16 protein-coding genes are annotated in these 18,521 nt (G+C 74.7%); 14 read left to right on the top strand and 2 right to left on the bottom strand.

All coding sequences use genetic code 11. The features are described 5' to 3' along the window. The first annotated feature begins 97 nt into the window (after nt 1-97). Genes NHH00_RS06345 through NHH00_RS06285 form a run of 13 tightly spaced genes read left to right on the top strand, consistent with a single transcriptional unit; the run spans nt 98 to nt 13,147 of the window. Complete coding sequence (locus tag NHH00_RS06345) at nt 98-1,315, top strand: substrate-binding domain-containing protein (protein ID WP_253051028.1); 1,218 nt, start codon at nt 98-100, stop codon at nt 1,313-1,315. Between the two features lies 1 nt (nt 1,316). Beyond that, nucleotides 1,317-2,093, top strand: coding sequence for an ABC transporter ATP-binding protein (locus tag NHH00_RS06340; RefSeq protein WP_253051026.1), 777 nt, complete (start codon nt 1,317-1,319; stop codon nt 2,091-2,093). Then, a complete protein-coding gene (locus tag NHH00_RS06335) occupies nt 2,090-2,869 on the top strand; it encodes an ABC transporter ATP-binding protein (RefSeq protein WP_253051024.1) in 780 nt (259 codons plus the stop codon). Before NHH00_RS06340 ends, NHH00_RS06335 begins: the two co-directional genes overlap by 4 nt. Then, entirely contained in the window at nt 2,866-3,741 is an 876-nt protein-coding gene (locus NHH00_RS06330) for a branched-chain amino acid ABC transporter permease (RefSeq protein WP_253051023.1), read from the top strand. Before NHH00_RS06335 ends, NHH00_RS06330 begins: the two co-directional genes overlap by 4 nt. Then, entirely contained in the window at nt 3,738-4,949 is a 1,212-nt protein-coding gene (locus NHH00_RS06325; RefSeq protein WP_253051021.1) for a branched-chain amino acid ABC transporter permease, read from the top strand. The genes NHH00_RS06330 and NHH00_RS06325 overlap by 4 nt, the downstream gene beginning before the upstream one ends. Then, complete coding sequence (locus NHH00_RS06320; RefSeq protein WP_253051019.1) at nt 4,946-6,565, top strand: class I adenylate-forming enzyme family protein; 1,620 nt, start codon at nt 4,946-4,948, stop codon at nt 6,563-6,565. Before NHH00_RS06325 ends, NHH00_RS06320 begins: the two co-directional genes overlap by 4 nt. Further along, the gene (locus tag NHH00_RS06315) at nt 6,562-7,260 is read left to right on the top strand and encodes a TetR/AcrR family transcriptional regulator (protein ID WP_253051017.1); all 699 of its coding nucleotides are present in this window, start codon (nt 6,562-6,564) and stop codon (nt 7,258-7,260) included. The genes NHH00_RS06320 and NHH00_RS06315 overlap by 4 nt, the downstream gene beginning before the upstream one ends. Continuing rightward, nucleotides 7,257-8,045 (top strand): 3-hydroxybutyrate dehydrogenase, encoded by a 789-nt coding sequence (locus NHH00_RS06310; RefSeq protein WP_253051015.1) that lies wholly within the window; start codon nt 7,257-7,259, stop codon nt 8,043-8,045. The genes NHH00_RS06315 and NHH00_RS06310 overlap by 4 nt, the downstream gene beginning before the upstream one ends. After that, complete coding sequence (locus tag NHH00_RS06305; protein ID WP_253051014.1) at nt 8,012-9,202, top strand: alpha/beta fold hydrolase; 1,191 nt, start codon at nt 8,012-8,014, stop codon at nt 9,200-9,202. Before NHH00_RS06310 ends, NHH00_RS06305 begins: the two co-directional genes overlap by 34 nt. After that, nucleotides 9,199-10,083 (top strand): CoA transferase subunit A, encoded by an 885-nt coding sequence (locus tag NHH00_RS06300; protein ID WP_253051013.1) that lies wholly within the window; start codon nt 9,199-9,201, stop codon nt 10,081-10,083. The genes NHH00_RS06305 and NHH00_RS06300 overlap by 4 nt, the downstream gene beginning before the upstream one ends. 3 nt (nt 10,084-10,086) lie before the next feature. Beyond that, the gene (locus tag NHH00_RS06295) at nt 10,087-10,791 is read left to right on the top strand and encodes a CoA transferase subunit B (RefSeq protein WP_253051011.1); all 705 of its coding nucleotides are present in this window, start codon (nt 10,087-10,089) and stop codon (nt 10,789-10,791) included. Further along, entirely contained in the window at nt 10,788-11,945 is a 1,158-nt protein-coding gene (locus NHH00_RS06290; RefSeq protein ID WP_253051010.1) for an alpha/beta hydrolase, read from the top strand. The genes NHH00_RS06295 and NHH00_RS06290 overlap by 4 nt, the downstream gene beginning before the upstream one ends. Next, nucleotides 11,942-13,147: an acetyl-CoA C-acetyltransferase gene (locus tag NHH00_RS06285; protein ID WP_253051009.1), complete on the top strand. Its 1,206-nt coding sequence runs from the start codon at nt 11,942-11,944 to the stop codon at nt 13,145-13,147. Before NHH00_RS06290 ends, NHH00_RS06285 begins: the two co-directional genes overlap by 4 nt. A gap of 49 nt (nt 13,148-13,196) precedes the next feature. On the opposite strand, the gene NHH00_RS06280 is transcribed toward NHH00_RS06285, so the two are convergent. Then, on the bottom strand, nt 13,197-14,975 hold the full coding sequence (locus NHH00_RS06280) for a hypothetical protein (RefSeq protein WP_253051008.1): 1,779 nt from the start codon (nt 14,973-14,975) through the stop codon (nt 13,197-13,199). 194 nt (nt 14,976-15,169) lie between these two features. On the opposite strand from NHH00_RS06280, the gene NHH00_RS06275 reads away from it, so the two are divergent. Then, nucleotides 15,170-16,930 carry an alpha/beta hydrolase gene (locus NHH00_RS06275; RefSeq protein WP_253051007.1) on the top strand — a complete coding sequence of 587 codons (1,761 nt, stop codon included), beginning with the start codon at nt 15,170-15,172 and terminating at the stop codon, nt 16,928-16,930. 9 nt (nt 16,931-16,939) lie between these two features. Here the strand turns inward: NHH00_RS06275 and NHH00_RS06270 are convergent, their stop codons facing one another. Further along, nucleotides 16,940-18,433 (bottom strand): helix-turn-helix transcriptional regulator, encoded by a 1,494-nt coding sequence (locus NHH00_RS06270; protein WP_253051006.1) that lies wholly within the window; start codon nt 18,431-18,433, stop codon nt 16,940-16,942. Between the last annotated feature and the right edge of the window lie 88 nt (nt 18,434-18,521).

Here is an 18,521-nt window from a genome sequence, read left to right as displayed (position 1 = left end):
ACACCGCGTCGGTCGTGGATCCATGATTCCCGCAACCTGAATCGCCTCTCATGTTTGAGTGGCGCTCCCCCAGGACCACCCAACGAAGGGCGAAGTCATGCGGACGAAGAAGTCCCAGCGGCCGGCACTCGCCGTCGCCGCGCTCGCGGCCGCGAGCCTCGTGCTCGCCGCGTGCGCGCCGACCGACGCGACCGGCGGAGGCACCAGCACCGGAGGCGAGAGCAGCGCGAGCGCCGACCCCGTCGACGTCGGCATCATCTACTCCAAGACCGGGCCGCTCGCCGCCTACGGCGAGGCCTACTACGAGGGCTTCCAGGCCGGCCTCGACTACGCGACCGACGGCACGGGCGAGGTCGACGGCCGGCCCGTCAACGTGACGTTCCACGACGACGGAGGCGACCCCGACAAGGCGGTCGGCCAGGCCAAGGACCTCATCGGCAAGGGCTACCAGATCCTCGGCGGCACGGTCGTGTCCGGCGTGGCGCTTAAGCTCGCCGAGCAGGCGGAGCAGAACAAGGTGCTCTACATCTCCGGCCCCGCCGCGGTCGACGCGCTCACGGGCATCAACGACTACACGTTCCGCTCGGGACGCCAGTCGCTCCAGGACGTCGCGACGGCGGGGACGTTCGTCGACCCCGACGGCGCGAAGGTCGTCGTGTTCGCGCAGGACAACGCGTTCGGCCAGGGCAACCTCGCCGCGGTCGAGGCGGTCCTCGGCGCGCAGGGCGCCGAGGTGACGAGCGTGCTCGTGCCCGAGGACGCGACGGAGTTCACGCCGTTCGCGCACCAGATCGTCGACGCCGCGCCCGACCTCGTGTTCGTCGCGTGGGCCGGGGCGACGTCGGGCGCGATGTGGCAGGGCCTCGACCAGCAGGGCGTGCTCGACTCGACGACGGTCGTCACCGGCCTCGGCGACGTCGCCACCTACGGCGCGTACGGCGCCGCGGCGAGCAAGGTCGACTTCCTCAACCACTACTTCCCCGGCGCGGCGGGCACCGAGGTCGAGGCCGCGATGCTCGCGTCGGTCGAGGCAACCGGCAAGCAGGCGGACCTCTTCACGCCCGACGGCTTCGTCGCGGCCCAGATGATCGTCCACGCGATCGAGGAGGGCGGCGACGACGTCGACGCCATGGTCGACGCGCTCGAGGGCTGGAGCTTCGACGGCCCCAAGGGCACGACGACGGTCCGCGCGTCCGACCACGCGCTGATCCAGCCGATGTACCAGGTCAAGCTCGTGGCCGACGGCGACGCCTGGATCCCCGAGCTCGTCACCGAGGTGCCGGGCGACGACGTCGCGCCGGCCGAGGCGGGCTGACGTGGGCGAGCCGCACGCCCTCCCCGCGCTCGAGGTCCGCGGCCTCGGCCTCCAGATCGGCGGCGCGCGCATCCTCCAGGGCGTGAGCCTCGCCGTCGGGCAGGGCGAGATGCTCGGGGTGATCGGGCCGAACGGCGCGGGCAAGACGACGCTCTTCAACCTGGTGTCGGGGATCCACCGCCCGACGAGCGGGTCGGTGCTCCTCGCGGGAACGGACGTGACGACCACCTCGGTGGCGGCGCGCGCCCGCGCCGGGCTGGGCCGCACGTTCCAGACGTCGAGCCTGTTCCCGCGCCTGAGCGTCCGGGAGAACGTGCGGCTCGCCGCGCAGGGGCGCCTCGGCGGCGCCCTGTCCGTGCTGCGCTTCCCGCGCCGCGGCGACGCCGCGACGCGGGAGGCGAACCGGCACCTCGAGACCGTGGGGCTCACGCGCCGCGCCGACGTCGCGGCCGGGGACCTGTCGCACGGCGACAAGCGCAAGCTCGAGATCGCGGTGCTCCTCGCGACGGAGCCGCGGGTCGTGCTGCTCGACGAGCCCATGGCGGGCGTGTCGTCGGCCGACGTGCCCGGGCTCGTCGAGGTCATCCGCGACCTGCACGCGACCGGCTGCACCGTCCTCATGGTCGAGCACCACATGGACGTCGTGCTCGGGCTCGTGGACCGCGTCGCCGTCATGCACCACGGCGAGCTGCTCGCGTGCGACACCCCCGACGCCGTCATGGCGGACCCGACGGTGCAGAGCGCCTACCTCGGCGTCACGGCAGGAGAGGCAGCATGAGCGCCGGCAGGAACCTCACGGACCGGACCGGAGCGACGGCCGACGTGCCCGTCCTCGAGGTGCGCGGGCTGTCCGCGCGCATCGCGGGGCAGCAGGTCGTCGAGGACGTGACGTTCTCCGTCCCGGCCACGGGCGTCACCGCCGTGCTGGGCCGCAACGGCGTCGGCAAGACGTCGACCCTCAAGGCCGTGCTCGGCCTCATCGAGCGCCGGGGCGAGGTGCGGCTCGCGGGCGAGCGGGTCGACGGCGAGCGCACGGACCGGATCGTGCGCCGCGGCGTCGGGTACGTGCCCGAGGACCGCGAGGTGTTCGCCGGGCTCACGGTCGCGGAGAACCTGCGGCTCGCGGAGCGCGACGCGCACCCGCGGCGCGAGCTCGTCGCGGAGCTCTTCCCGGACCTCGTCCAGCGCGCCGCCCAGCGCGCGGGCACCCTCTCGGGCGGTCAGCAGCAGATGGTGTCGCTCGCGCGCGCCCTGCTCAACGCCAACCGCCTGCTCCTCGTCGACGAGCCCACCAAGGGCCTCGCGCCCCGGATCGTCGGCGAGGTGTCGGACGCGCTCGCCGAGGCGGCCCGCACGGTCCCGATCCTGCTCGTCGAGCAGAACCTCGAGGTCATCGAGCGGCTCGCCGAGCGCGTCGTCGTGATCGACGCGGGCCGCGTCGTGCACACGGGCCCGGCGCGCGAGCTCCTCGACGACCCCGACCGCGTCCAGCAGCTCCTCGGCGTGCACGCCGAGGTCGACCACCACGAGAACGAAGGGGCTGCGGCCCGATGAGCACGATCGTCCTCCTCCTCGTCACGGGGCTCGGCCTCGGGGCGCTGTACTTCCTCGTCGCGTCGGGCCTGTCGCTCATCTACGGGCTCATGGGCGTCCTCAACTTCGCGCACGGGTCGTTCCTCACGCTCGGCGCGTTCGGCGGCTGGTTCGTCGCGCGCTCGCTCGGCGCGGACTCGTGGGGCGTCTTCGCGCTCTCGCTGCTCGCCGGGGCCGTCGTCGGGGCGGGGGCCGCGGCGCTCACCGAGCTCCTGCTCATCCGCCCGCTCTACGAGCGGCACATCGAGCAGGTGCTCGTCACGGTCGGGCTCTCGCTCGCCTCCGTCGCGCTGTTCGAGGGCATGTGGGGCTCGGACCCCGAATTCATCTCCGGTCCCGCGTGGCTCAAGGGCACGACCGACCTCGCGGGCGCGCCGATCCCCAACGACCGCTTCGTCGCGATCGGCGCCGCGGTTCTCGTGCTCGGCGCGATCGTGCTCTTCCTCCAGCGCACGCGTTACGGCCTCATCATCCGCGCGGGCGTCGAGAACCGGTCCATGGTCACGGCGCTCGGCATCGACGTGCGCAAGGCGTTCACGCTCGTGTTCGCCCTCGGCGGCGCCGCCGCGGGCCTCGGCGGGGTCCTCGCCTCGCAGTACTTCGGCTACGTCTCGCCGCACCTCGGCGGGTCGCTGCTCATCTTCGCGTTCATCGTCACGGTCATCGGCGGGCTCGGCTCGCTGACCGGCGCCGCGGTCGCCTCCGTGCTCGTCGCGGTCCTCCAGCAGTTCGCGAACTACTACCTCGGCTACGGCGACCTCATCGTCGTGCTGCTGCTCGCGCTCGTGCTCCTCGTCCGTCCCACCGGCCTCCTCGGGAGGGCAGCCGCATGACCACCCAGACCGCTCCTGGCAGCCGGCCCGACGGCGGCACGCGCGCGGCCGCCGACCCCACCTCCGCTCCCGCCGGGTCCGTGCCGGGCGCCCCGCACCCTGGCGACGCTGCGCGCCCGGCGCGCCGGACGCCGTCGGGCACCGTGGTCCGCACGCTCGCGGGTGTCGCGCTCGTCGCGCTGCTCGCGTGCCTGCCGCTGCTCGCCATCCACGTGCCCGGCGTGCTGCCTGGTCCGACCTACACGCCGGGCGCGCTGCAGATGATGGCGCTGTGCTGGCTCATCGGTGCGCTCGCCCTGAGCTACCACCTGCTGTTCGGCGTCGCGGGGCTGCTGAGCTTCGGCCACGCGCTGTACTTCGCGGCGGGCGTGTACGGGCTCGCGATCGTGCTCGACACGACCGAGATCCCGCTCCTGCCCGCCGCGGCGCTCGTGCTCGTCGGCGGGATCGTCCTCGCGCACGTCGTCGGCGCGATCTCGCTGCGCGTCACGGGCATCTCGTTCGCCATGGTCACGCTCGCGTTCGCCCAGGCGGGCAACGTGCTCGTGCGCCGCAACCCCGGCGGCGCCACGGGCGGCGAGGAGGGCCTCGCGCTCGCGACCGGCAACGTCCCCGACGCGTTCGTGGGCGTCCTCAACACGCGCAACCTCTACTGGCTCGCGCTCGCCGTGCTCGTCGTGGTCTACCTCGTCGTGCTGTGGATCGAGCGGTCGCGCGCGGGGCACGTCGCGGCGGCGACGCGCGAGAACGAGATGCGCGTGCGCGTCATCGGCGGGCGCCCCTACCTCGTCAAGCTCCTCGTGTTCGTCCTCGCGGCGACGCTCGCGACCGTCGTCGGCATGGCGTACCTCCTGCTCCAGTCCGGCGCCGTGCCGCGCGCGACGTCGGCCGACTTCACGCTCACGCTGCTCGTCATGGTCGTGCTCGGCGGCGTGGGCTCACGGTGGGGCGCGATCGTCGGCGGCGTGCTCTACACGATCCTCGACCAGCGGCTCGGGACGCTCGCGAGCTCCGCGGCCGTCGCGGACCTCCCGGCCGTGCTGCGCGTGCCGCTCAGCGAGCCGCTGTTCCTCCTCGGGACCCTCTTCATCCTCGTCGTGATGTTCCTGCCCGGCGGCATCGCCGGCGCCGCGTCGCGCCTCGCCGCGCGCCGCCGCCCGCGGGAGGATCGGGAGGAGGCCCGCGAGCGCCTGGAGGAGGTGGCATGACGACGCAGCACCAGGACGCCCAGGACGGCCTGCACACCCTCGGCCGCTGGACGCGCGACCGCGCGCTCACGACGCCGGACCGCGTCGCGGTCGACGACCGCGGCGTGACCCTGCGCTACCGCGACCTGCACGAGCGCGCGAGCGCCCTGGCGACGGCGTTCCGCGAGGCGGGCTACGGCGTCGGCGACCGCGTGGCCACGGTGACCGGCAACAGCGCCGACCAGGTCGTGCTGTTCTTCGCGTGCGCGCAGGCCGGGCTGATCCTCGCGCCGCTGTCGTGGCGGCTGTCGCCGGGCGAGCTCGCCGCCCAGATCGAGCAGGCCGACCCGGCGCTCGTGCTCGTGGAGCAGGAGTTCTCCGCGCTGGCCGACGCGGCGTTCGACCGGCTGGACCGGCTCGTCCTCCCCCCGCGGCGTACCGAGCTCGGCCGCAGCGGCGTCGAGGCGCGGGTCCCCGCACCGTCGCGCCGCCCGTGCCTGGCCGACGGCGCGCGGGACGCGGACGGCGCAGGCCGGGCCACGGGGGCGCCCGTCCCCGAGCGCCGCGTCGTGCGCGACGACGACCCGCTCCTGCTCGTGTTCACGTCCGGCACCCAGGGCACGCCCAAGGGCGCGCTGCTCACGCACGCGAACTGCTTCTGGACCAACCTCTCGCTCTCGCGCACGGTCGAGCTGACGAGCCACGACGTCGTGCTGAGCGTGCTGCCGCAGTTCCACGCGGGCGGCTGGAACATCCAGCCGCTGCTCGCGTGGTGGACCGGCGCGACGGTCGTCCTGGAGCGCACGTTCGAGCCGGAGCGCGTGCTGCAGCTCGTCGCCGAGCGCCGCGTCACGACGATGATGGGCGTCCCGACGAACTACCTGCTCCTCGCGGAGCACCCAGGCTTCGCGGACGCCGACCTGTCGTCGCTGCGCCACGCCGTCGTGGGCGGCGCGCCCATGCCCGAGCCGCTGCTGCGCACGTGGCACCGGCGCGGCGTCGCGCTCTCGCAGGGGTACGGGCTCACCGAGGCCGGGCCCAACGTGCTGTGCCTGCCGGACGACCAGGCGCGCGAGCGCCTCGGGTCGGCCGGGACGCCGTATCCCCACGTCGAGGTCGCCGTCGCGGACCCGGTGACCGGGCGCCACCTCGACGGGCCCGCGGCGGGCGAGCTGCTGGTCCGCGGGCCCGGGGTGTTCGCCGGGTACTTCCGCGACGAGGCCGCGACGGCCGCCGTCCTGCACGACGGCTGGCTGCGCACCGGGGACCTCGTCGAGCGCGACGCCGACGGGTACTACCGCGTGGTGGACCGGATCAAGGACGTCTTCATCGTCGGAGGCGAGAACGTCACGCCGTCCGAGGTGGAGGCCGTGCTCCGGCGCCACCCCGGCGTCGCGGACGTCGCGGTCGTGGGCGTCCCGGACGACCGGTGGGGCGAGGTCGGCGCGGCCTTCGTCGTCCCGCGCCAGGGCTTCCCCACCGACGCCGAGGATCTCGAGGCGTTCTGCCGCCGCGAGCTCGCGCACTTCAAGGTCCCGCGCCGCTTCGACCTCGTCCCGTCCCTGCCCCGCACGTCGCTGCACAAGGTGTCGCGCCGCTCGCTCGCCGAGCGCGTGACCGTCCCGGAGGACTCATGAGCACCCAGCCCCGCACCGCCCGCGGCAACCGCACGCGGGCCAAGATCCTCGCCGCGGCCGAGCAGGTGTTCGCCGAGGTCGGGTACCACGACGCGTCGATCGTGAAGATCACGGAGGCGGCGGGCGTCGGGCAGGGCACGTTCTACCTGTACTTCGAGTCGAAGATCGACGTGTTCGACGAGCTCGTCGACGACCTCAACCGCCGCGTGCGGCACGCGATGATCGAGGCGAGCTCGCAGGCAGGCTCGCGGCTGGCCGCCGAGCGCGCGGGCTTCGAGGCGTTCTTCCGCTTCACCGCCGAGCACCCGGCGCTCTACCGGATCGTGCGGCAGGCCGAGTTCGTCTCGCCCGGGGCCCTGCGCCGGCACTACTCGCGCATCGTCGAGGGCTACATGACCGGGCTCGACAAGGCGCGTGCCAACGGCGAGGTCGGCCACGACGTCGACCCGGAGGTCGCCGCGTGGGCGCTCATGGGGATCGGCGAGATCGTCGGCATGCGCTGGGTCCTGTGGGGCGGGCGCTGGGACGAGGGCGCGGAGCCGCCGTCGTACGACACCGCGGCGGCCGAGGTCCCCCCGCACGTCTTCGAGCAGACCATGCAGTTCATCGAGCGCGCGCTCGCCGCACCGCGACCCGCTGCCGAGGCCGGGACCATGACCCAGACCGGAACCACGACCGAAGGAGACGCGCAGTGACCGTCCCCGCCACCGTCCACGCCGCGTCCACGCCCGCGGCCCCCCCGCTCGCCGGGCGGCGCGCGCTCGTCACGGGCGGCGCGAGCGGCATCGGCGCGGCGTGCGCGCGCGAGCTCGCCGCGCGCGGCGCGCACGTGACCGTCGCCGACGTCGACCCCGACGGCGCGCAGCGTCTCGCGGACGAGCTGGGCGGCGAGGCGTGGGTCGTCGACCTCGCCGACACGCGTGCCCTCGACCACCTGAGCCTCGACGTCGACGTCCTCGTCAACAACGCGGGCGTGCAGCGCGTGAGCCCCATCGAGGAGTTCCGCCCCGACGACTTCCGCCTGCTCCACGCGATCATGCTCGAGGCGCCGTTCCTGCTAATCCGCGCGGCGCTGCCGGGGATGTACGCGCGCGGGTTCGGCCGCGTGGTCAACATCTCCTCGGTGCACGGGCTCGTCGCGTCGCCGTTCAAGTCGGCGTACGTGTCCGCGAAGCACGGGCTCGAGGGGCTGTCCAAGGTGACGGCGCTCGAGGGCGGGCCGCACGGCGTGACGAGCGTGTGCGTCAACCCCGGGTACGTGCGCACGCCGCTCGTGGAGAAGCAGATCGCGGACCAGGCGCGCGTGCACGGCATCCCTGAGTCCGAGGTGCTCGCGACCGTGCTCCTCGCCGAGTCCGCGGTGAAGCGGCTCGTCGAGCCCGAGGAGGTCGCGTCGCTCGTCGGCTGGCTCACCGGCCCGGACGCGTCGATGGTCTCGGGCGCCTCGTGGACGATCGACGGCGGCTGGAGCGCGCGGTGATGGCGGGCACGACGGCGGCCCCCACGTCCGCACACCCGACGGCGGACGCCGCACCCGCACCGCACGACGTGACCGCCGCGACCCACACCTACGCGACGCTCGACGTGCCCGTCGCGGGCGGGCGGCTGCGCGTCGGCGTGTGGGACCCGGTCCCCGCACCCGGCGCACGGCTCGACGACGGTGCGCGCCGCCGCGAGCACGCGCGGCTCGACGACGCGGGGCCCGACGCGGGGCCCGACGCGCGGCCGCATGCGAGGCCGGATGCGATGACCGTCCCGACCGTCCTCGCGGTGCACGGCATCACGGCGTCGCACCGCGCGTGGCCGGCCGTCGTCGCCGCGCTGCCGGGCGTGCGCGTGATCGCGCCGGACCTGCGCGGGCGCGGGCGCAGCAACGGGCTCCCCGGCCCGTACGGCATGGGGGCGCACGCCGACGACCTCGCGGCGGTGCTCGACGTGCTGGGGATCGAGAGCGTCGTCGCGCTCGGGCACTCGATGGGCGCGTTCGTGTCCGTCGTGCTCGCGCACCGCCACCCCGGCCGCGTGTCGCGGCTCGTGCTCGTCGACGGCGGGATCCCGCTCCCGCCGCCCGCGGGCCTGCCCCCCGACGCCGACCACGACCAGGTCCTGCGCGCGCTGCTCGGGCCGGCCGTCGAGCGGCTCGAGCGGACGTTCGCCGACCGCGAGGAGTACCGCGGCTTCTGGCGCGCGCACCCCGCGTTCGCGAGCGCGTGGGAGGAGCCGTGGGGCGACGTCGTCGCGGGGTACGTCGACTACGACCTCGTCGGCGAGGCGCCCGCGCTGCGCCCGGCGTCGTCGGGGGCGGCGGTCTCCGCCGACTCGCTCGAGCTCTACGAGGGCGGGCCGCTCGCGGACGCGCTCGCGGGCGACCACCCGCTCGCCGTGCCGCTCGTGCTCCTGCGCGCGCCGCGCGGCCTGCTCGACGAGCCCGAGGCCCTCTACTCCCCCGAGCACCTCGCCGCGTGGCGCGCGCGACTGCCGGGGCTGCGCACCCGCGACGTAGCGGGTATCAATCACTACACGATCATCATGAGCCCGCCCGGCGTCGAGGCCGTCGCGGGCGAGACCCTGCGGGCCCTGGCCGCCGTCACGAGCGGTGGAACCGGGTCGGCGTGTGACGAGGAGGTCACGGCATGAGCCCCACGATCGCGTCCCCACGAGGGACCGGGCTGGACAAGGTGGTCGCGTCCGCGGCCGAGGCCGTCGCCGACGTGCCCGACGGCGCGTCGCTCGCCGTCGGCGGGTTCGGCCTGTGCGGCAACCCGATCGCGCTCATCGAGGCGCTGCTCGCCCAGGGCACGCGCGACCTGTGGGTCGTGAGCAACAACTGCGGCGTCGACGACTGGGGCCTCGGCGTGCTGCTCGGGGCGGGCCGCATCCGGAAGATGACGAGCTCGTACGTCGGGGAGAACAAGGAGTTCGAGCGGCAGTTCCTCTCGGGCGAGCTCGAGCTGGAGCTCACGCCGCAGGGCACGCTCGCGGAGAAGCTGCGCGCCGGGGGTGCGGGCATCGCCGGGTTCTGGACCCGCACGGGGGTCGGCACGCAGGTCGCCGAGGGCGGCCTGCCCCAGCGGTACGACGGCGCGGGCGGCGTCGCGCAGGCCAGCGCGCCCAAGGAGGTACGCACGTTCGGCGTCGGGCCGCGCGGTCGCGACGGGTCGTTCCCCGACGAGGCCGAGTTCGTGCTCGAGGACGCGATCACCACGGACTTCGCGCTCGTGCACGCGCTGCGCGGCGACCGGCACGGCAACCTCGTGTTCCACCGGTCGGCCCGCAACTTCTCCCCGCTCGCCGCGATGGCGGGCCGCGTGTGCGTCGCACAGGTCGAGGAGCTCGTCGAGCCCGGCGAGATCGACCCCGACGAGGTCCACCTGCCCGGCGTGTTCGTGCACCGCGTCGTCGAGGTCGGCCCCGACGTGCCCAAGCGCATCGAGCGCCGCACGGTGCGCCCGGCCGCCGCGACCGACCAGCCCGCGCCCGCGCCGTCGGGCACCGCGACCAGCGTGAAGGAGGGCTGAGACATGGCGCTCACCCGTGACGAGATGGCCGCGCGCGCCGCGCGCGAGCTCCAGGACGGCTGGTACGTCAACCTCGGCATCGGCCTGCCGACGCTCGTGCCCAACTACGTGCCGGAGGACAAGCACCTCGTGCTCCAGTCGGAGAACGGCATCCTCGGCGTCGGGCCGTACCCCACCGAGGACGCGGTCGACCCCGACCTCATCAACGCCGGCAAGGAGACCGTCACCGTCCTGCCGGGCGCCGCGTTCTTCGACTCCGCGCTGAGCTTCGGCATGATCCGCGGCGGCAAGATCGACGCCGCCATCCTCGGTGGGATGCAGGTCTCCGAGTCCGGGGACCTCGCCAACTGGATGATCCCCGGGAAGATGGTCAAGGGGCCCGGTGGCGCGATGGACCTCGTGCACGGCGCCGGCCGCGTCATCGTCCTCATGGAGCACGTGGCGCGCGACGGGTCGCCCAAGATCCTGCGCGCGTGCTCGCTGCCCCTCACCGGGCGTGGGGTCGTGCACCGGATCATCACCGACCTCGCGGTGATCGACGTGACGCCCGACGGCCTCGTGCTGCGCGAGACCGCGCCCGGCGTGAGCGTCGACGACGTGCGCGCCGCGACCGAGCCCGACCTCGCCGTCGCGCTCGACGACGCGCCGCTCGACGTCACCGACGCCGGGCCGGGACCGTCCACGCAGGCCGCGGGGACGCCGTCGTGACGCGCGACGTGCTGCGCCGCGACGTCCCGACCCCGCGCGGTCGCGAGCACGTGCGCGAGGTGCTGGCCGACGGCGACGTGCGGGCCACGGTCCTGCTCGTGCACGGCAACTGCTCGTCGTCGGCGTTCTTCGACCCGCTGCTGCGCGCGCTGCCCGCCGACGTGCGCGGCGTCGCGGTCGACCTGCGCGGGTACGGCGACGCCGAGACCCGTCCCGTCGACGCGACGCGGGGCGTGCGGGACTACGCGGACGACGTCGCCGCCGTCGTCGACGCGCTCGACCTCGCGCACCCGCTCGTCGCGGTCGCGCACTCCGCGGGGGTGGGGGTGGTGCTCCAGCTCGCGACGGACCGGCCCGACCTCTTCGACGCGGTCCTCCTCGAGGCGCCCATGTCGCCGTACGGGTTCGGCGGCACGCGCGACGTCGACGGCACGCCGCTCTCCCCCGACTTCGCCGGGTCCGGCGGCGGCACCGCGAACCCCGCGTTCGTCGCGGCGCTCGCGGTGGGCGACCGCAGCGAGGACGCGGGGTCGCCCCGGGACGTGCTGCGCCGGTTCTACGTCGCCGACCCGGCCTCGCTCGGCGAGCCGCTCGGCGCGCTGGAGGAGCTCCTGCTCGACTCCGTGCTCTCGACGCGCACGGGCGACGACAACTACCCGGGCGACCGGACGGCGTCGGGCACGTGGCCCGGCGTCGCGCCGGGGACGCGCGGCATGAACAACGCGATCAGCGCGAAGTACTGCGACCTGTCCGGCTTCGCGACGTCCGGCGCGACGGCGCCCGTGCTGTGGGTGCGGGGCGACGCCGACGCGATCGTCTCGGACACGTCGCTGTTCGACCTCGCGCAGCTCGGCGCGATCGGCGCCGTCCCCGGCTGGCCCGGGGCCGAGACGCACCCGCCGCAGCCGATGGTCGCCCAGACGCGGGCCGTCCTCGACGCCTACGCGGCCGCCGGCGGGCGGTACCGTGAAGAGGTGCGGCCCGGCGTCGGGCACAGCCCCCACCTCGAGGAGCCGGACGTGTTCCTCGGGCTCCTGCTCGGGCTGGTCGACACTGCCGTTGCCGACGTCGACGCCGCCGCCGCACGAGCGGGCGCCACACCCCCGGCGCCCGCGCAGACACCGCCGTCCGCACCCCTGGAGGTCCAGCCGTGAGCACCACCACCCCGCACTCCCCCGACGACGTCGTGGTCGTCGCCGCCGCCCGCACCCCGCAGGGGCGGCTCAAGGGCTCGCTCTCCGCGCTGACCGCGGTCGAGCTCGGCGCCGTCGCCGCGCGCGCCGCGATCGAGCGCTCGGGACTCGGCGCGGACGCCGTCGACGCCGTGGTGTTCGGCCAGGTGCTCCAGGCCGGGGCGGGGCAGAACCCCGCGCGCCAGACCGCCGCAGGCGCCGGCGTGGGCTGGGACGTGCCCGCCGTGACGGTGAACAAGGTGTGCCTCTCGGGGCTCACCGCCGTCATCGACGGCACGCGGATGATCCGCTCCGGCGAGGCCGAGGTCGTGCTCGTCGGCGGCCAGGAGTCCATGACCAACGCGCCGCACCTGCTCCCCGGGTCGCGCGCCGGGTTCGCGTTCGGCGACGCGACGCTCGTCGACGCCGTCGCGCGCGACGGGCTCACCGACGCGTTCGACCGCGCCTCCATGGGCGTCTCGACCGAGCGCACCAACGTCGGCGACGTGTTCGTCTCGCGCGAGGAGCAGGACGCCGTCGCGGCGGCGTCGCACCAGCGCGCCGCCGCCGCGGCGAAGGACGGCCTGTTCGACGCCGAGCTCGCCCCCGTGAGCGTCCCGCAGCGCCGGGGCGAGCCGGTCGAGGTGCGCGACGACGAGGGCGTGCGCCCCGACACGACGGTCGAGGGCCTCGCGCGCCTGCGCCCCGCGTTCGACCCCGAGGGCACCATCACCGCGGGCAACGCGTCGCAGATCTCCGACGGCGCCGCCGCGCTCGTGCTGACCACCCGCGCCCGGGCCGAGTCCGCTGGCGCGCCCGTGCTCGCGACCGTGCGCGCCTGGGGTCAGGTCGCCGGCCCCGACACGTCGCTGCACTCCCAGCCGGCGCGCGCGATCCGGCAGGCCCTCGACCGGGCCGGGTGGACGGTCGACGACCTCGACCTCGTCGAGATCAACGAGGCATTCGCGACCGTCGTCGCGGTCTCCACGCGCGTGCTCGGCGTCTCGCCGGACGTCGTCAACGTGCACGGCGGCGGCATCTCGCTCGGGCACCCCATCGGCGCTTCCGGCGCCCGCCTCGCCGTCCACGCGGCGCACGAGCTCGCGCGACGCGGCGGCGGGCGCGTCGCCGTCGGGCTGTGCGGCGGGGGCGGCCAGGGAGAGGCGCTGCTGCTGGAGGCGTGAGCCGCCGGCCCGGCCGGCCCGACCCGGCGGGCCGGGCGGGCCGGGCGCACTACCCGCCGACGCGCGGCGGCGCCGGCGGCGGCGGGACCGCCGGCAGCACCTGCGTGTCGGGGTCCGGCACCGGTCGCCGCCGCCGGAGGAACCACCACGCGCCACCGGCGAGCCCGGCGAGGACGACCAGCCCGACACCGATCACCACGACGAGCGCGGCCACCTTGGGGCCGGTGCCCTGGAGACCGAACGTCGCGGGCTCGGCGCCCGGCGACGCCGAGACGGTCCCGCCCTCGACCTGGCTCCCCTGCGGGAGCACCGACGTGCCGTCGATGTCGACTCCCGGCAGCGTCACGACGTAGGTCGGGGCCGCGGCCGCCCCGCCCTGCGTCCACTCCGGGCGGAGCACCAGGTCGAGGTCCGCACCGTAGGACCGGGTGAACGCGCCGCCGGGCAGCGGGTACACGGCGAGCCGAGAGCCGGGAAGGTAGTCGGCGAGCGCCGCGTCGAGCTCCCCCGTCGCGGTGTCGCCGGTGAGCTCGACGCGATACGTGACGGCGTCGTCCGCCTCGTCCACCGCGAGGGTCCCGTAGGTCGAGGTCGGGCGGAGCGCCTCGACGAGCTGCTCCCCCACCGCGGCGTGGTGCTCGGCCGTCAGGGTCAGCGCGACGGTGACGGAGCCGTCGCCGGACTCGGGCAGGCTCGCCTCGACGACGACGGACTCGAACGGGACCGCGTGCTCGAAGACGACGGGCCCTACGACCCCGGACGCGTCCCAGCGGTCGCCGCCGTCCCCCGGCTCCCCGGCGTACAGGGTGCTGGACGACCAGCCGGCGGGGGTGACGAGGTGGCTGGTCGCGAAGACGTCCTCGGCGCAGATCGCGGAGCAGTCGACCGCGTCGACGACGGTCGTGGTCAGCACTCCCGCCTGGTCCGGGGAGACGGCGTGCTCGACCCCGAACTCCGTCGTCGAGGACGCGAGCGCGACGTCGGTCCACGCGGCGACGTCGGAGCTCGTCCCCTCCGGGAACGTCACGACCCAGGTGGTCCCGGCCTCGCCCGGTTCGGTGAGCTCGCCGCCCTCGGGCGTCGCCTCGTCGAAGAAGGCGTCGTAGCCCTCCGGCGAACGGCTGTACGCCTCCCGGGCGAGGTCGTAGCTGATCGAGCGGACGAAGCTCTCGCCCTCGAGCCCCCGGGTCTCGACGCTCAGGCCCCGGACGCCGAAGTCCTTCATGGACGTGAAGTCGATGGCCGCCGTCGTCTCGAACGCGACGCCGCCCACCGTCACCGCGGTCGTCCCGATCTCCGAGGCGTTCGAGCTCGAGTCCGCGGGCACGGCCCCCGTCTCGACGAGCGAGTTCACGAGCCAGGCGAGCAGGTCCTGCGACGTGAAGTTCTCCTCCACCTCCAGCCCCTGGCGAAAGACGCTGTCGGCCAGGACGATCCGCGTCCCGGTGTCGAGGTCGACGACCCCGCCGGCGCCGAGGATCGACACCACCTTCTCCTGGTAGTCCTCAGGATCCTCGAACGGCACGGTGAAGGTGAAGATCGACTCGCCCTCCGGCCCTTCCGTGCGCCCTTCGTAGGTCATCGCGCTCGGCAGGGACGCCGTGATCGCGCCCTCGATCGCGGCGACACCGCCCGTGACGTGGTCCGCGATGTCGCTCGCGGAGAGGGTCGTGGTGATGGTCCGGACCCCCGAGCCGTCGTCGTTCACGGTCAGCGTCGTGCTGATGACCGCGCCGCAGGCGGACAGCAGGAGCACCACCCCCGCCAGGAGCGCGCTCCGGAGCGCTCGCACCGCTCCGCGGCCTGACTGCTTGATCCCCTCGCGCACGACGGTTTCCCCCTGGTTCGTGTGGCAGCCGCACCCTCGGGCCGGGCGACCGGCCGGGTGCTGCGGAAAGACTGGCGCGGTCCGCGGGTCCGGGCGCCCGGGGTTCACATCGTGGAACCGCCCTCCGCCGACCGAGCCGCGGGAGCGGAGCGGTTCGACAGGACGGCGTGGAGCGCCTCGCCTACGCTCGCGACGTGCAGCCCACCGTGACGGAGACCCGTGCCCCCGAGCCCGTCGACGAGGAGCCCGTGCGGCACGGTGCGTGGGGGCGGTGGCTGCGGCGGTTCTCGGCGACCGGGCTGGTGCTCGCGCTGCTCTGGTTCTGCCTGTCGTTCACGCCCTCCCTCATCCCCCGGGCCTGGTACTACCAGGCCGTGATCTCGGGCGTGAGCGCGGTCGGCGGGTACGGCGTCGGGGCGTTCGTCGAGTGGTTCGCGGTCAAGGTCGGGCTGCGCATCCGGTGGACGGCGCGCGCGAGCCGGGTCGCGTGGTGGGTGCTCGCCGGGGCGACCGTCGTGCTCGTCCCGCTCTCGCTGATCCTCGGCGCCCGCCGCCAGATCGAGCTGCGGCACCTGTTCGGCATGTCCGAGGACGTCCCGGGGCGCGAGGTCGCCACGCTCGCGCTGGCGCTGGTCGTCGCGCTGCTCGTGCTCCAGACCGGGCGAGGGCTGCGCCGCGTCGCACGCTGGGTCGCGCGGCTCGTCGGCCGGGTCGTACCCGCCCCGGTCGCGCGGTTCGTGAGCGGCGTGGCGGTCGCGGTCGTCGTGGTGCTCGTGTTCAACGGCGTCGTCTGGTCGGGCGCGATGAGCGCGCTCAACTCGATCTACTCGGCCGCGAACGCCGACGTCGACCCCCGCCTGACGCCCCCGGCCCAGCCCGAGCGGTCCGGGTCGGCGGCGTCTCCCGAGACGTGGGACTCGCTCGGCGCGGAGGGCCGCAAGTTCGTCGTCTCCGGGCCGACCCTCGACGAGCTGACCGCGTTCGCCCAGGCGGGCGACGTCGTCGACCCCGCGGACGTGCGCGAGCCGATCCACGCCTACGCGGGCCTCGACCCCGACGGCGACCTCGACGCCACGGCGGCGCGCGTCGTCGACGAGCTCGACCGCACCGACGCGTGGGACCGGTCGGTCCTGGTCGTCGCGACGACCACCGGGACGGGCTGGGTGGACCCCGGCATGGTCGAGGCGCTCGAGCTCATGCACGGCGGCGACACCGCGATCGCGAGCATGCAGTACTCGTACCTGCCGAGCTGGATCAGCTTCGTCGGCGACCGCGCGACCCCGCCCGCGGCCGGCAAGGCGCTGTTCGAGGCGGTGTACGCGCGGTGGTCGCAGCTCCCCGAGGACGACCGCCCGCGCCTGCTCGCGTTCGGCATCTCGCTCGGGTCGTTCGGCATGCAGGGCGCGTTCAGCGGCGTGCAGGACGTCGAGGCCCGCTCCGACGGCGCGATGTTCACGGGGACGCCCGGCTTCACGCCGATGTGGCGCGAGCTCACCGACGCGCGCGACCCGGGGTCGCTGGAGTACGCGCCCGTGCTCGACGACGGCCGCCAGGTCCGGTGGGGCGCGCCCGTCGAGACCGGGGTCGCGGACCTGTGGGGTCCCGGTCCCCGGTGGGACGAGCCGCGCGTCGTCTACCTGCAGCACGCGTCCGACGGCGTCACCTGGTGGGGCCCGGAGACGCTGTGGTCCGAGCCCGACTGGCTGCGCGAGCCCCGCGGCCCCGACGTCCTGGGCGACGTGCGATGGTACCCGTTCGTCACGTTCTGGCAGCTCACGGGCGACCTGTTCGTCGCCGCGGCGTCGGACATCCCGCCCGGCCACGGCCACGTCTACAAGCTCGAGTACGCCGACGGTTTCGCCGCGCTGCACGCCCCCGACGGCTGGTCGGAGGCCGACACCGCGCGCCTCAAGGACGCGATGGACGCGCCGACCCAGGGCGGCTCGATCGGCTGACGCCCGCACTCACCGTGGGGCGTGGGACTCGAGGAACGCGTACACCTCCGTGGTGTCGACGCCGGGGAACGCGCCGGTCGGCATCGCGGCGAGCATCGACGCGTGCGGGCGGGCGCTCGGCCACGACTGCCCGGCCCAGCGGTCGGAGAGCGCGTCGGGCGGGCGGCGGCAGCACGCGCCGTCGGGGCACCGGGAGACGAGGCGCTCGGTCGTGTCGCGACCGAGGAACCACTTCACGTGCGCGAACGGGACGCCGACGCTCACCGAGAACTCGCCGTCCGCCGACGCCTGGACGCGCGACGTGCACCAGTACGTGCCGCTCGGGGTGTCCGTGTACTGGCTGAACGGGCTGAGCCGGTCCTCCACGGCGAACACCGTGCGCGCGGTCCAGCTGCGGCAGACGTACTGCCCCTCGACGGCGCCGAGCGGGTCCGCCGGGAAACGCACGCCGTCGTTCTCGTACGCCTTGTGGATGACACCCGACTCGTGGACCTTCATGAAGTGCACCGGGATGCCGAGGTGCTTCGTCGCGAGGTTCGTGAACCGGTGCGCGGCCGTCTCGTACGACACCGCGAACGCGTCCCGCAGGTCCTCGATCGAGATCTCGCGCGCGTCCTTCGCGGCGCGCAGCGCCTTGACCGCGTGACGCTCCGGCAGCAGGAGCGCCGCCGCGAGGTAGTTGGCCTCGACGCGCTGGCGCAGGAACTCGCGGTAGTCGCGCGGCTCCGCGTGGCCGAGCACGTGCGGCGCGAGCGCTTGGAGGAGCGCCGACGTCGCGTTGGACCGCCCGCGCATCCCGTTGCTCGGCAGGTAGACGCGGCGGTGGCGCAGGTCGAGCACCGAGCGCGTCGAGTGCGGCAGGTCGCCCACGTAGTGCAGCGTGAACCCGAGGTGGGCCGCGATGTCCGCCGCGACCCGCTGGGGCAGCGGGCCGCCCGCGTGCCCGACGCCGTCGAGCAGCTCGGCCGCCGCGTCCTCGAGCTCCGGGAAGTAGTTGTCCTGCGCGCGCATGGTCGCGCGGAGCTCCGCGTTGGCGCGGCGCGCCTCCTCGGGCGTCGCTGCGCGCTCGGTGTGCAGGCGCTGGAGCTCGCGCTCCAGCGCCACGATCGTCTCGAGCGCGTCCGTCGGCAGCGACTTGCCGACCCGGACCGGGCGCAGCCCGAGCGCGTCGAAGAGCGGACCGCGCTGCGCGCGCTCCAGCTCGATCTCCAGGGCGTCCCGGCGCGACGGCGCCTCGGGCGACAGCAGGTCGTCGAGGCTCGCGCCGAGCGCCCGCGCGACGGCCTGGAGCAGGGCGAACTTGGGCTCGCGCTTGCCGTTCTCCAGGAGCGACACCTGGGACGGCGCGCGGCCGATCGCCGCGCCGAGCTCGTCGAGCGTCATGCCCCGCGCGGTGCGCAGGTGCCGGATCCGGCGGCCGATCGTCAGGGCGTCGGGCTCGCTCTCGAGCGGGATTTCCGCATGTTCCGCGATTCCGGCCGGTCGCGTCGTCGGGATAGCCATGACTGAGAGTGACACGCGCCACTCCTTCCGCACAAGAGAAGAAGTGCGATTCTTTCGCTCGATCTGGCTTGAGACGGGGTTGTCAGCG

The organism is Cellulosimicrobium cellulans (assembly GCF_024124905.1).
Lineage (GTDB): Bacteria > Actinomycetota > Actinomycetes > Actinomycetales > Cellulomonadaceae > Cellulosimicrobium > Cellulosimicrobium cellulans_G.
Note: the sequence above shows the minus strand (reverse complement) of the source record. Positions and strands in the feature narration are given on the sequence as shown.